The following is a 13,048-nucleotide window of genomic DNA, read 5'->3' as shown; positions in this document are numbered from 1 at the left end:
GAACCCGTCGTAGCCGCCGATCGTCACCGGGACGGGGGTGGTGCCGTCGCGCATCGGCTGTGCGGCCAGGGCGTCGGCAAGGTCGGCCGCCGTGGGTCCGACGGCGACAGTGCGCCGAGTCGTGTCGCACGGGTGGGAGTAGACGCTGTCGATCTCCCAGATCAGCAGCATCCTGCCGTCGTCGGCGGCATCGGCACCCACCGTGACACCGCTGGCGTCATCCGTGGCGGCAAAGCCCGCAGGCACCGACACCACCGGGAGCAGCTCCGGCGCGCCGTCCATCACCGGGAACACATAACGGCCCGGCTCCAGCGGCGCCACACCGTCGCCCGACGGCAGCGCCCGGACCGTGGTCGGGCTCGGCTGTGCCGGTGCGGTCGCCTTCGGGAGCAGCTGTCCGACGACGACGACGACGACGGCGACGACGGCGAGGGCGGCGAGGGCGGCCACGCTCCCGACGGCCACCGTCGCGACGCGAGCACGCCGACGACGGCGGACCCGGCTGACGATCTGGTCCGTGCGGTCGACGAGCGGGTTCGGAGGGACGACGTCCCGCTCCCGGCGCAGCAGCTCCTCGAGGTTCATGTCACTCCTCCTCTCCGACAGGTGTGAGGCTCATGGCGAGCTTCGCGTTGGCGTCGTGCAGGTGACGCTTCACCGCCCCGGGGGAGACGCCGAGGTCCTCGGCGATCTGCGGCACGGTGAGATCGGCGTAGAAGCGCAGCACGACGCAGGCCCGCTGGCGCGGCGGCAGCGCGGCGAGCGCGGCGTCGAGGTCCAGGTGCTCCGGGCTCGCCTGGTCCGGCCCGACGGCTGAGTCCTGCGCACCAAGGAGGTGTTTCACCGCGCCCCACCGCCGCCGTCGGCGGTACCCGTCGAGGTAGAGGTTGAGTACCGTGCGACGCACGTAGGCCTCGAGGTGCTCCAGCGCGGCGAAGTCGCCCGGGCCACTGCCCTGCGGCCGACGCGTCGTCGTGAAGACCCGCACCAGCGCGTCCTGGACGAGGTCCTCGGCCTCACGCCGGTCCCCGCACAGCAGCTGCGCGTACCGAACCAGCGCGCCGCCACGGGTGCGCACCAGGTCCGTGAGGACCGGCTCCCAACGGTTCATCGCGGCCCCCTTCCGGTGCGTAGGCCGTCACAGAGGTAGACGAGCCGCCGCGGGGAAACGTTGAGTGGCCGCCGACATCTCGGTGTTCTCGGTCTACTCCTGTCGGGCGCCGACCGGGACGCCCGCGGGCCTCCTCTGATACCCAGGCGGTCACGGCGACTGGACCAGGCAGACCCGCGCTACGGTGGATGACATGCCTGGGTCCGCCCGGCACGTCCTGATCTCGGGCGCCAGCGTCGCGGGCCCGACCGCCGCGTACTGGCTCGATCGGCACGGCTTCGATGTGACGGTCGTGGAGCGGATGCCGCTCGCCCGGGTGCGGACCAGTGGCCACGCGGTGGACCTGTTCGGGCCGGCGATGGACGTGGCCGAATGGACAGGCGTGCTCCCCGCGGTCATCGACGCCCGCACCCGAACCGAGGTCGTGTCGTTCCAGCGTCGCGGCGGGCGGGAGCTCGCCGTGCCGATGAGTCAACTCGTCGCGGGGATCTCGGGCCGGCACGTCGAGATCATGCGCGGCGAGCTGGCCAGCATCCTGTACGAAGCGACGCGAGAGCGCGTGCACTACGTGTTCGAGGACTCCATCCGATCGATCCACGAGGAGCCCGACGGCGTCGACGTGCGGTTCGAGCACTCGGCAGCCGACCGGTTCGACCTCGTGATCGGCGCCGACGGGCTGCACTCGATCGTCCGCCGCCTCGTGTTCGGGCCCGAGGACAAGTTCCGTCGATTCCTCGGCGGCTACCTCGCCTTCGTGGCGATGCCCAACCATCTCGGCCTGCAGGGCCGCATGGTGGTCTGGAACGCGCCGGGCCGGGTCGCGGCGATCTACCCGGTCCACGGGACGACGTCGGCCAGAGGAGGGTTCCTGTTCCGGCGCGACGACGAGCTCCAGCTCGATCACCGCGACGTCGACGGGCAGAAGCGGGCGCTGCACCAGATCTATGCCGGCGATGGCTGGGCGATCCCGAGGATGCTGGCCGAGATGGATGCCGCCGAGGACTTCTACTTCGACTCGATCTCCCAGGTCGTGATGGACCGCTGGACGACGGGACGAGTCGCGCTGGTCGGCGACGCCGGCTACTCCCCCGGCCCGGCCGTCGGCGGCGGGACCAGTGTCGCCGTCGTCGGCGCCTACGTCCTCGCCCAGGAGCTGGCGCGAGCCCACGGAGACGACGAAGCAGGTCTGCGTGCGTACGAGGACGGCGTGCGCGAGCTCGCCGTGAAGGCCCGCGCCATCGGGCCGGCGATCATGTCCACCCTGATCCCCCGGACCACCATCGCCGTCCGGGTCCTGCCGGAGCTCATTCGTCTGGCAGCACGGCTGCCACCGACCGTGCAGCGACGCCTGTTCCAGCTGCAGGCGACGCCGGCCCGGGCGCTGGACTCCATCAGCCTCACCCGCCCGAACGTGTAGATCCGGACCTAGCCGACCCTCACAACGTCATTCCCCCGGTGACGTCCAACGTCGTGCCGGTCACCCACGACGCGGCGTCGGACGCGAGGTACGCGATCGCGGCGGCGACGTCGGCCGGCTGCCCGATCCGGCCGAGCGGTACCTGCGACGCGACCCCCGCCAGGGCGCTCGCCGGCATGCGTGAGCGCAGCTTCGCGGTCTCGACGATCGAGGGCGCGACGCAGTTCACCCGGATCCCCGCGGACGCGTACTCCTTGGCGAGGTGCTCGGTGAGCATCACGACACCGGCTTTTGCCGCCGCGTAGGCCGCGTTCGCCCCGGACGGCCGCCGTCCCGCGGTCGACGCCACGGTCACGATCACGCCTCGACCGGAGGCGAGCATGCCGGGGAGGGCCGCGTGCACGGTGAGGAACACGGACGTGAGGTCGGTCTCGATCACCGCACGCCAGCGCACCGGGTCGAGCTCCGCAGTCGCAGAAGGCGCGCCGTCGCCGCCCGCGAGCGGCACCAGCACGTCGACCGGGCCGGGCAGCGCGGCCACGACGTCGGCGAGCATCTCCGCGTCCCGGACGTCGGCCACGTGCCTCTGTGCCGTGCCACCGGCGGCCTCGATCTCGGCGACGAGCCCGTCGAGCGCCTCCCGGTCCCGGCCGACGACGCCCACCGACGCCCCGCCGGCGGCCAGGACACGGCTGACCTCCGCGCCGATCGACCCGGAGGCGCCGGTCACGAGCGCCACCTGCCCGCTCCACTCCTTGCTTGACGGCATGGACTCATTCAACGCCGACCGCGTCAGGTTGACGATGCCGTGGCCCGCCGCGGCGCAGGCAGCTCGGGGCCACTGACCCGCTCGCCCACGGGTGACCTGGTCGCGAAGACGAGCCCGACGGTCGCCACGGCCACGATCAGCGCGGCCGGCACCGACAGCGCCGCGGTCCCCGCCCGGTCGACGACGACGCTGCCGAGCGCGGCCCCGACGGCGATCCCGCCGTTGAAGACCACGGGGATGACGGTGCCGGCGGTGCTCCGGTGCTGGGGCCCGGCGACCCGCATGATGAGCGTCTGGGCGAGAGGAGGCAGCGTGCCGGAGGCGAGTCCCCACACGACGAGCACCACCAGCCCGGCGACGGGGCGACCGTCGACGACGACGACGAGGCGAGCAGCGACACCGCGACGAGCGCCGTCGCCGCGACGAGCACCGCAGCGGTCCGACGGTCCCTCACGCGTCGGACGAGCGCGAGCCCGATGGCCGAGGACGCCCCGAACACGAGCAGCTCGCGCGCGTGGCCGGCTCGCGCTGCCAGCCGGCGACCCCGTCTAGCCGACCGTCTCGCGCGACAGGGTCTCAGCCCTCCTTCTGCGCCTTGACGTCGTACTTGAAGTGGATCCCAGCATCCAGCGAGCCATCCGCCTTTTGCGGTTTGTACTCGAGGTCGACCTTCACGAACGTGAGCACGACGCCCTCGACCGCGCCGTCCCCTTCGGAGTCGGCGCTCGTGGACACGCTCGTCACGCGGACGTCGGTCATCTTGATGATCAGGTATTCCTGCTGGCCCGCACCCGACTTGCGGACCGTGATCGTGGCATCGGCGATGTGCTGCCCCGTCGCGCACGCCTTCATCAGCAGCGGCGACGCCTTGTCGATGTGATGCCGGAAGTCGAAGTCGTGAAAGCTCGCCTTGCCGACGCCGCCGCCTCCTGGGTGGCCCGCGGGACCCGACTGGGACACGCCCCACGACCACGACAAAACCTCGATCTCGTCCTTGTGCCTGGCATCCCGCGACTCACCCTTGATCGCGCCGATGCGCGCGAAGATCGACGTAGCCATGACACCGTCCTACCTCTGGGCTGCGGTCGCGAACGAACCCCAAGGTCGTCCTGTCGGTGGCCGGTGTCAACCGTCGATGAGCAGACTGTTCCGGGGCGCGAATCCACCAATCGGACGCCCGACGTAGCGAGGCTCGAGCTCGCCGTGGGTGTGATCGTCGACCGTGAGATGGATGGATGCCTCACGGGGACTCGCGCTCTCGTGACCTCGAGCGGTAGGCATGATCGTGCGCGAGAGCTCGGTCCCCGTCGACGGCGGCCGCCTGCGCGTCCGGGAGACCGGCCGCGGGCAGCCGGTCGTCGTCGTGCACGGCGGGCCCGACTTCGACGACGAGTACCTGCTCCCGGAGATGGGTCGGCTCGGCGACCGGTTCCGGGTCATCTCCTATGCGCAGCGTGGGCGGGGTCGCTCGTTCGACGGCAGCGACCCCGGGCCGGTGACGATGGCGTCGGAGGTCGAGGACCTCGACCGGGTCCGCGCCTCGGCCGGGCTCGCGTCGACGGCCCTCGTCGGACACTCCTGGGGCGGGTTGCTGGCGCTCGAGTACGCGCTGGCGCACCCGGACCGCGTCTCCCATCTCGTCCTGATGAACTCGGCACCGGTCTCGCACGAAGACGCCCAGGCTTTCCGGCTCGAGCTGGGTCGGCGGCGCCCGGGCGAGCAGAGCCGGCGGATGGCTGAGCTCCGCGCCTCGCCGGCGTTCCGCGCCGGCGACATCGCCACCGACGCCGAGTACTACCGCCTGCACTTCGCGACGACCGTGCGCGACCCCGCCCTGCTCGACATCGTCGTCCGCCGACTCCGCACCACGTTCTCGCCCCAGGGCGTCGTCGTGGCGCGCGCGATCGAGGAGGGGCTCTACGCGGACACGTGGTCCCGGCCCGACTACGACCTCGTACCGCTGCTCGGTGATCTCGACGTCCCGGTGCTCGTCATCCACGGCGACGACGACTTCGTCCCCCTCGCCGTCGTGCGCCGGATCGCCGACGCGATCCCGAACGCGCGTCTCGCCGTCCTGCCCGGCGGCCACTTCACCTACCTCGAGCAGCCCGACCGCGTGCTCGACGAGATCGCCGACCTCCTGACTCTCGGCCGACCCGCCCGCGGGCCTTCCCCGTCGTGACCCGCCGAGAGTCGATCGGACGTCAGCGCCAGAGCTCGGCGAGCTGCCCGGCCAGGGCTCGGCCTTGTTCGTACCCGGCTCGCGCGGCGAGCGGCCGCATCGACAGATCCATCGCATTGGCGCCGAACATGTGCTCGGAGCTGCTGTCCGGGAAGATCGTCTCGACCCTGCTGCCGCCTGAGCGGAGCGCCTCGACCTGCGCCGCGAGATGCACCCTCCACTCCGGCGGATACATCGACCTGCCGCCCAGGGGTGACAGCACGAGCACCCGGCCGTAGCCGGCCGCCAGATCCGCGTTCTCGGCATTGGATCGGTAGCCGCCGTCGATGTAGTGACTGTCCCCGATGCGGAACGCTGAGCCACCGCCGGACGTGCTCGCGGCGACGGCGTCGACCAGGTCGACTCCGCTGTGGCGGTCGAACACGATCGGTTCGCCGGTATGGGCATCGACCGCCGTGATGAGCACTGTCCGTTCCGGCCACCGCGCACCGGGGAGCCGGGCGGCGACGACGGCGCGCCACCGCGCCTGCGCGGAGCCGTCCGACGCCGCATCCTTAGCGAGCGCCGCCGCGCCCATCCTGCGGCGCATGTCCGCCGCATCCGCGGAAGCGGCGATGATCTGCCTGAACCGCTCCAGATGGTCGGCCACCGGTCCGGGGGCGCGTCCGCCGACCGGAGCGGGCCGTTGCGGGGGTGCGGCGGCAAGGGTGGCGGCGAGAAGCTCGGTCACGGTCGCGCCGGCAATCTGGGCCGCGGCCGTCGCGCCGGCTGACGTGCCGATCGTCAGGTCCGCCGTGGTGACGTCCAGGCCGGCATCGAACAGTCCGGCGATGACGCCGATCAGCCAGGCGTTGCCCGTCGATCCGCCGCCACCGAGGACCAACGCGCGCTCGCCCGTGGCGGGCACTCGCGTGGTGGCGTCGATCTGCGGCTGATCCTGGTCGGCGGCGGTCGCCGACACGGAGCGTGACGAGGGTGTGGTGTTCATGGGAGTCGCCTTTCGCGGAGTGCTTGGTGGGCGGCTCCCGATGGCGACCAGCTCAGTCGCGCGATCGTGGACTGCAGGGAGCACCCGGTGCGGATACTGCGTTCACGGGTCTCACCTCCCATCGACGGCTCACGATGGTCCGGACGCTACACAGCAGCGGCGAGGATTCGCAATCGACTTCACGCGCACTGCCGTGAACCCCCGCCGGGTCGACTCCCCCGCGCCGGCGGCTCCCGCGACGGGGGCGGGCGCCCACGACGGGACCGCTGTCGAAGGTCGCCGTCTCGTGAACCGGTCACGCGGTCCGGACGAGCTCGCCGTCTACGCGCTCCGGGTGGCCGGGCACCGCCAGGGGGAACCGGCGTTCGGCGGTCTCACCCACGAGAGCGACGGGACGACGACCCTGGCCGGCGAACCGACTCGCGACGTGCTCGGCGATCATGATCGTGGGCACATGGGTGTTGGCCGACGGGATGTCGGGCATCACCGACGCGTCGACCACCCACAGGCCGGCCACGCCGTGGACTCGCCCGCTCGCGTCGACGACCGCTCCCTGGGCAGCGTCGGGACCCATCGCGCAGGTGCCGACGGGGTGGTGGTACGTCCACACGGCCCGCGGGATCCACGACCGCAGCGCAGCTCGATCACCGGGCCGGACGTCGTGGCCGGGCCTCAGCTCGGCCCCTCCGGAGAGGTGGGCGACGGCTCCCTGCCGGCAGGCATCCCACGCGCGCGCGAACCCCTCGGCGAGCCGGTCGAGATCCGCGGGCTCGCGGAAGTACCCGAGGTCGATGGCCGGGGCCGTCGTGGGGTCGTCGTCGACCAGTCGGATGCTGCCCCGCGAGCGCGGCTTGAGCAGTGCGGTCCCGACGAAGAACGCCGCAGCCCCGCCGTCGAGGTAGGGCCCACCGACCATGTGCTGCAGGTCGGGCGGACCGGTCGGATCCGCGCCGTCGGTCCGGGCCGTGGCGGCGACCTGAAAGACCGGGACCGGGTCGACGGGTCCGGGGTGGCGCAGGTCGACGGAGACAACCGGGTGGTCTGCGAGGTTGGCGCCGACCCCGGGCAGGTCGACCCGCGGCCGGACACCCACAGCCTCGAGCTGCTCAGCCGGACCGATCCCGGACCGCAGGAGCAGCACCGGGCTGCCGTAGGCGCCACCGCAGAGCACGACCCCGTCGGCGTGGACGACCTCCCCCGGCAGCAGCCGGACCCCCACGACCCGATCGCTTTCGAGAAGCAGGTCGCGCACCTCGACGCCGCAGGTGACGGTGAGGTTCGCCCTCTCCCCGTCGCGCGGCAGGTACGCGATCGCCGTGCTGACCCGGCTCCCGTCCAGACAGTTCGTCGGGATCCGACCGACGCCGACGGCTCCCGGGGCGTTGAGGTCCGAGACCTGTGCGCAGCCGAGGTCCCGAAGCGCCTCCTCTCCGGCCCTCGCGACGTCGGTCAGCTCGGCGTCGGAGTACCGGCGGATCGGCAGCGGCCCCCTGTCCCCGTGCCAGGACTCCGAGCCGTGGTCCGCATCGGTCTCCAGCTGGATGAAGTCGGGGAGCACGTCGGCGAACGACCATCCCGGGTTGCCGGCCCGCGCCCAGGCGTCGTAGTCGCCGGGGTGACCCCGCAGGGCGAAGGTGGCGTTGGTCGACGAGCACCCTCCCAGCAGCCGCCCGCGCGGCAGGGGTCGTGCCGCGCCGTCGGGGCCGGGCGCCTCGGTGTAGCCCCAGTCGTGCTGCATGGTCGCTCGGCGACCGTCACGGACATCGTCGGGTGGGTCCACCCGATGGTCGGGCCCGGCCTCGAGCAGCAGCACCCGCCGCGACGGGTCTTCGCTCAGGCGGGCGGCGAGCACGCATCCGGCAGCGCCACCACCGACGACGACCACGTCCCAGCCCGCCGACATGACGACTCACGCCGCTGCCATCGAAGCGGGCAGGACGTTCTGGTTGAACCGGAACATGTTCCCCGGATCGTGCCGGAGCTTGACGTCGGACAGGCGCTCGTAGGTCTGCGGCGGGTAGCAGGCTCGGGCTCGGGCAGGCTCTCCCTCACCGGTGAAGTTGACATACATCGCCCCGCTGCCGAACGGTGCCATCGCGTCGCGCGTCGCCCTGGCCCAGTCCACCAGCGGCGCCGACTCGGCCGCCACCGAGGTCCGGGCGAGGCAGTTGATCACGAACGGTGCGCGTCTTTCGGCGAACGCCGTCGCGTCCGTCGGGACCCGTCCGACCGCTCCGCCGAGCTGGTGGACATGCAGCTCGCAGAGGGCGGGCGGTCCGGCGGCACGCCTGTGCGCGTCCGCGTACAGCTCCACCGCGGCGTCGGGGAGCTCGTCGAGGAACGCGGAGGTGAAGTAGTTCGAGGCGCCTCGGGTCCACAGCGGGTCGACGAGCTGCTGGAGGTCGACGTAGTGGATCGGGCCCAGCAGGTCGGCGATCGGGTCGCCGAGGGTCCGCAGCGGCCGCAGGACCTCCTCACCCACGTCGGCAGCACCTGTCCAGCACGCGACCACCGCGGCGACCTTGGTCCCGTGGACGTCGACGGGCAGCATCGGCAGCGKCGGCGCGGAGGTGAGGTTGACCAGGGAGGTGAGGCCGTCCGGCGTCCCGGAAACGGCGTCCCGCCAGCCGGCGAGGACCTGAGCGGCTTGGTCGCCGGGGTAGAAGATGACGCCGCCCAGGACGACGGGCCCGACCGGGTGCATGGCCAGCTCCATCGAGGTGACCACGCCGAAGTTGCCCCCGCCGCCGCGCAAGGCCCAGTAGAGGTCGACGTTCTCCTCCGAGCTGGCCCGCAGCACCCGGCCGTCGGCTGTCACCACCTCCGCGGACACGAGGTTGTCGCAGGTCAGGCCGTACTTGCGGGCCAGATGTCCGATGCCCCCGCCGAGGGCGAAGCCGCCGACACCGGTGGACGAGACCAGACCACCGGTCGTTGCCAGTCCGTGCACCTGGCTCTCCCGGTCGACGTGCTTCCACACGGCGCCTCCCTGGACCCGGGCCGTTCGTGCCACCGGGTCGACGTGCACCGCGTGCATCGGGCCCAGGTCGAGGACCAGCCCGCCGTCGCACGTGGAGAAGCCGGCCACGCTGTGCCCGCCGGCGCGGACCGCGACGGGCAGCCCCTCGCTGCTGGCGAAGCGCACGGCGGCGACGACGTCCGCGACGCCGGCGCAGCGCACGACGGCGGCCGGGCGCCGGTCGATGGCGTGGTTCCAGACGTGTCGCGCCTCGTCGTAGTCGCGATCTGTCGGGGCGACCATCGAGCCCTCGAGGGCGTCGCGGAACTCAGCGAGCGTCGCCTCGCCGATCGACTGGATGCTCATCTCTGCTACCTCCCGGGTCGTCAGGCTGGATCACGCCGATCCTCGCTCGCGCCCCCTGAGCATCGGCTTTGCACGACCGATCCGGCCGCCGAGCCGGCCCACCACGGCGAGTCCGCGCCGCTCGCCGATCTCGTGGAACACGGCGTGCGCGGCGTCGAGCTCGGCCGCGGCGCCTTCGGTGTCCCCGAGGCGAAGTCGCAGTCCGGCCAGGAGTGCGTGCTCCCACCCCACGGAGCGGTACGTGGACGGGACGGCCGCGAGCGACAAGGCCCTCTCGACGGCGTCGGCGGCGCGGTCGAGCTGCCCGGAGAGGACCTCGACCGCGGCGAGGTTGTCCAGGGCTCCGGATCGACCGGGGAGGTCCCCGGATCCCTCCAGCAGCCGCCACGCCTCGCCGGCCAGGGAGCGCGCTCGCGACACTCTCCCGAGAGCGGCCTCGGAGACGGCGAGGCCGGTCAGTGCGATCGCGGTGCCGCGCTGGTCCTGGATGCCGGCACGCAGGTCGACCGCGGACGTGAAGCAGCCGCGACTCGATTCCGGGTCGCCCATCTCCCGTAGGAGGTGGCCGCGCTGGACCTGGACGTGGGCCTGGCCCGCCCTGTCATCGAGAGCACGGAAGGTCCGCCCGGCCCGGTCGAGTGCGGCCGTTGCTGCTGCGTACCGCGCGTCCATGCGTTCGGCCGCTGCCAGCGTGGACCACACGTATCCCGTCGCCTGCGCCACGCCGACTCGTCGCCCGGCGAGCATGGTCTCCTCGAAGACCGGGAAGTGCAGACCCCTCGCGTGCCCCACGGAGAACGCCAACGAGCACACGGGGAAGAACGGCGGGGCGTCATGGGGCATCCGGTCCAAGATGGTCACGGCCTGCAGGCCGGTGGAGAGGGCGGCCTCGATATCACCCCGGCTGAGGTCGAGCAGGGCGCGCAGGTGGTGGTGCGCGGCCGACGCACCGGGAGACGCCGCCACTAGGGAACCCGCTGCTGCGACGACCCGATCGGTGCGCGACCAGTCGCCGGCCAGCATCGTCAGCAGCGCCTCCTGCTGGAAGGTCTCGGCGGCGCGATCCGGATCGGCAAGTCCGCGGCCGATCGCCGCGATCTCGGCACCGAGGTCGGCGGCGAGCGCCGCGCGCCCGAGCCGGACCTCGAAGACGGCCATCGCGAACAATCCGCGCGCCCGGAGATCGCCCCGGGTGGTCGACGCATCCAGCGCGCGGGACAGCCACCGACGCCCCTCGGCGTGCATGCCGCGCGCCAGCAGGAGGCGCCACGCGGCGAGTACCGCTTCCAGGGCGCCGTCAGGGTTCTCGTGCAGGGCGGTTTCCAGCGCCACGCGCAGGTTCTCCAGCTCGAGCGCGAACCACGCGTCCGGCTCGCGGGCGACCGGCCCGTTGCGCTCGGCGTCCAGCACCGCCGCGCGCCGGACGTACCACAGCGCATGGACGCGCATCAGCTCCGCCGCCTCGCCGGCGTCGGCCAGGCGCCGGGCGGCATACTGCCGGACCACCTCGAGGAGCCGGAAGCGGGCCTCGGCTGCGGGGCTCGTGTCTGCGACCACGAGCGACTTGTCGACCAAGCCGGCGAGGACGTCGCGGACCTCCCGCGACAGGCCACCGGCACAGGCATCTTCCGCGGCGAGGAGGCTGAATCCCCCGGCGAAGACTGACAGCCGGCGCAGGAGGACCTGCTCGTCCGGCTCGAGCAGGTCGTGGCTCCAGTCGAGCGTCGCCTCGAGGGTGACCTGGCGGTCCGGCGCACGTCGTGTCCTGCCGGTGAGGGTCGTCAGGGCGTCGTCGAGCAGCCCGGCGATCTCTGCCGGGGCGAGGTGGGCGGCGCGCGCGGCGGCGAACTCCAACGCCAGCGGGATGCCGTCCAGGCGACGACAGATGCGGGCCACGGCTGTCGCGTTCGACGCGTCCAGACGAAACTGCGGAGCCACCTCGACGGCCCGCCGCACGAAGAGCTGGACCGACTCGTGCTGGGCCGTCGCCGCCGGGTCGACCACCCGTCCGGCGTCGGGAAGGCCCAGCGAAGGAACGCGCCAGACCACCTCGCCGGGGAGGTGCAGAGGCTCGCGGCTCGTCGCCAGGACGAGGAGTCCGGTGCTGCGCGCGAGCATCGCCTCGACCAGCACGGCGGTCGCGTCGAGCACGTGCTCGCAGTTGTCGAGGACCACGGCCAGTCGCCGCTCAGCCACGAGGTCGGCGACCGCAGCGGGACGGACGGCCGCGTCGAGTGAGGTCAGTCCGAGAGCGGCCGCGACGGTGGACGTGACGTGGGCGCCGTCCCTCAGGCCGGAGAGGTCGGCGAACCACACGCCGTCCGGGAAGGCCGGCGAGGTCGTCAGCTGGCGGGCCAGCTCGACGGTCAGTCGAGTCTTGCCCACCCCGCCCGGGCCGCTCAGGGTGAGCAGCCGGGTGCGGTCCACCAGCACGTGCAGCTCGGCCAGCTCCCGGTGGCGACCCACGAACGTGGTCGCGGCCACCGGGAGGTTGGTGGCGGCTCGATGGGCGAGCGGGACCTGCCCGGCGAGCACCCGGCGCTGCAGCTCGACGGTCGCCGGCTCGGGAGACGATCCGTACCGCTCCTCCAGCGTCGACCGCAGCGACTCGTAGGCCTCGAGCGCGTCCCAGTGCCGACCGGTCGCGTCGAGAGCCCGGATCAGGATCCGCTGACGCCTCTCGTCCGTGGCGTGAGCGTCGGCCGAGGCCTGGAGCAGTCGGACTGCCTCCTCTGCCCGGCCCGCGTCGACCAGTGCCTCGGMCAGGACACCCTCGACTGCTGCGCGGAGCCGGTCGAGCCGGCGACGGTGCTCGTCGGCCCAGTCCTCGAACCGGTCCTCCGGCAAGAGGTCGGCGGCGAAGCGGTCGAGCACCGCCTGGCAGTCCTCCGCCCGACCGCCTTCCAGCGCCGCACGCGCCGCCGCCTCGAAGTCCTCAACGTCGGTCTGCACGGCCCCGACGCGGCCGAGCGTGATGATGTCGTCGTGCAGGCGCAGCAGCTCGGGGCTGCCCCCGGCCGACCCGAGGGCGCGCCGCGCCGCATGCAGCGCCTGGTGAAGGTTGTTCGCCGCCGCCGCCCGGTCGAGACCCGGCCAGAGCGTCTCGGTCACCACGTCCCGATGGATCCGGTGCCCCTCGGCGAGCGCCAGCAGCTTGACCAGCGACTTGGCCCGGTGCAACCGCCACGAGTCCAGGACCGGTTGGTCTCCGACGCGGACGTCGAAGCCCCCCAGCAGATTCACCCGGAGGGGCACC

The 13,048-nt window shown here is 72.7% G+C and carries 10 protein-coding genes and 1 pseudogene; 2 read left to right on the top strand and 9 right to left on the bottom strand.

Features of this window, described 5'->3' with window-relative positions; all coding sequences use genetic code 11:
• A partial coding sequence (locus AC1DYZ_RS12445) for a hypothetical protein (RefSeq protein ID WP_477065499.1) occupies positions 1 to 585 on the bottom strand: 585 nt, incomplete at its 3' end.
• A 1-nt stretch (position 586) separates the two neighbouring features.
• Positions 587 to 1,111 carry an RNA polymerase sigma factor gene (locus tag AC1DYZ_RS12440; RefSeq protein ID WP_477065498.1) on the bottom strand — a complete coding sequence of 175 codons (525 nt, stop codon included), beginning with the start codon at positions 1,109 to 1,111 and terminating at the stop codon, positions 587 to 589.
• Between the two features lie 193 nt (positions 1,112 to 1,304).
• Here AC1DYZ_RS12440 and AC1DYZ_RS12435 point away from each other — a divergent pair, with 193 nt between their 5' ends.
• Complete coding sequence (locus AC1DYZ_RS12435; RefSeq protein ID WP_477065497.1) at positions 1,305 to 2,528, top strand: FAD-dependent monooxygenase; 1,224 nt, start codon at positions 1,305 to 1,307, stop codon at positions 2,526 to 2,528.
• 19 nt (positions 2,529 to 2,547) lie between these two features.
• On the opposite strand, the gene AC1DYZ_RS12430 is transcribed toward AC1DYZ_RS12435, so the two are convergent.
• The 3 genes and pseudogenes from AC1DYZ_RS12430 to AC1DYZ_RS12420 form a co-directional block, all read right to left on the bottom strand.
• The gene (locus AC1DYZ_RS12430) at positions 2,548 to 3,297 is read right to left on the bottom strand and encodes an SDR family NAD(P)-dependent oxidoreductase (RefSeq protein WP_477065496.1); all 750 of its coding nucleotides are present in this window, start codon (positions 3,295 to 3,297) and stop codon (positions 2,548 to 2,550) included.
• A 23-nt stretch (positions 3,298 to 3,320) separates the two neighbouring features.
• Positions 3,321 to 3,656: pseudogene (locus tag AC1DYZ_RS12425) on the bottom strand (MFS transporter); the annotation flags it as partial.
• A 217-nt stretch (positions 3,657 to 3,873) separates the two neighbouring features.
• Positions 3,874 to 4,356 carry an Hcp family type VI secretion system effector gene (locus tag AC1DYZ_RS12420; protein WP_477065495.1) on the bottom strand — a complete coding sequence of 161 codons (483 nt, stop codon included), beginning with the start codon at positions 4,354 to 4,356 and terminating at the stop codon, positions 3,874 to 3,876.
• Positions 4,357 to 4,576: 220 nt separating this feature from the next.
• On the opposite strand from AC1DYZ_RS12420, the gene AC1DYZ_RS12415 reads away from it, so the two are divergent.
• Complete coding sequence (locus tag AC1DYZ_RS12415; RefSeq protein ID WP_477065494.1) at positions 4,577 to 5,479, top strand: alpha/beta fold hydrolase; 903 nt, start codon at positions 4,577 to 4,579, stop codon at positions 5,477 to 5,479.
• A 22-nt stretch (positions 5,480 to 5,501) separates the two neighbouring features.
• On the opposite strand, the gene AC1DYZ_RS12410 is transcribed toward AC1DYZ_RS12415, so the two are convergent.
• The 4 genes from AC1DYZ_RS12410 to AC1DYZ_RS12395 all read right to left on the bottom strand — a co-directional run bounded on the left by AC1DYZ_RS12410 (position 5,502) and on the right by AC1DYZ_RS12395 (position 13,035).
• On the bottom strand, positions 5,502 to 6,467 hold the full coding sequence (locus tag AC1DYZ_RS12410) for a patatin-like phospholipase family protein (RefSeq protein WP_477065493.1): 966 nt from the start codon (positions 6,465 to 6,467) through the stop codon (positions 5,502 to 5,504).
• 295 nt (positions 6,468 to 6,762) lie between these two features.
• Positions 6,763 to 8,370: a GMC family oxidoreductase gene (locus tag AC1DYZ_RS12405; RefSeq protein WP_477065492.1), complete on the bottom strand. Its 1,608-nt coding sequence runs from the start codon at positions 8,368 to 8,370 to the stop codon at positions 6,763 to 6,765.
• Positions 8,371 to 8,376: 6 nt separating this feature from the next.
• Positions 8,377 to 9,792, bottom strand: a complete 1,416-nt coding sequence (locus AC1DYZ_RS12400) for an FAD-binding oxidoreductase (RefSeq protein ID WP_477065491.1) — start codon at positions 9,790 to 9,792, stop codon at positions 8,377 to 8,379.
• Positions 9,793 to 9,822: 30 nt separating this feature from the next.
• Complete coding sequence (locus AC1DYZ_RS12395; protein ID WP_477065490.1) at positions 9,823 to 13,035, bottom strand: BTAD domain-containing putative transcriptional regulator; 3,213 nt, start codon at positions 13,033 to 13,035, stop codon at positions 9,823 to 9,825.
• Positions 13,036 to 13,048 lie beyond the last annotated feature (13 nt).

The organism is Cellulomonas sp. P1_C4 (assembly GCF_056406355.1).
This window is presented reverse-complemented; position numbering and strand designations above follow the sequence as displayed.

Bases quoted from the DNA above. Each gene is read 5' to 3' on its own strand.
- AC1DYZ_RS12440 (WP_477065498.1), bottom strand. From the start codon at position 1,111: ATGAACCGTTGGGAGCCGGTCCTCACGGACCTGGTGCGCACCCGTGGC.
- AC1DYZ_RS12435 (WP_477065497.1), top strand. From the start codon at position 1,305: ATGCCTGGGTCCGCCCGGCACGTCCTGATCTCGGGCGCCAGCGTCGCG.
- AC1DYZ_RS12430 (WP_477065496.1), bottom strand. From the start codon at position 3,297: ATGCCGTCAAGCAAGGAGTGGAGCGGGCAGGTGGCGCTCGTGACCGGC.
- AC1DYZ_RS12420 (WP_477065495.1), bottom strand. From the start codon at position 4,356: ATGGCTACGTCGATCTTCGCGCGCATCGGCGCGATCAAGGGTGAGTCG.
- AC1DYZ_RS12415 (WP_477065494.1), top strand. From the start codon at position 4,577: ATGATCGTGCGCGAGAGCTCGGTCCCCGTCGACGGCGGCCGCCTGCGC.
- AC1DYZ_RS12410 (WP_477065493.1), bottom strand. From the start codon at position 6,467: ATGAACACCACACCCTCGTCACGCTCCGTGTCGGCGACCGCCGCCGAC.
- AC1DYZ_RS12405 (WP_477065492.1), bottom strand. From the start codon at position 8,370: ATGTCGGCGGGCTGGGACGTGGTCGTCGTCGGTGGTGGCGCTGCCGGA.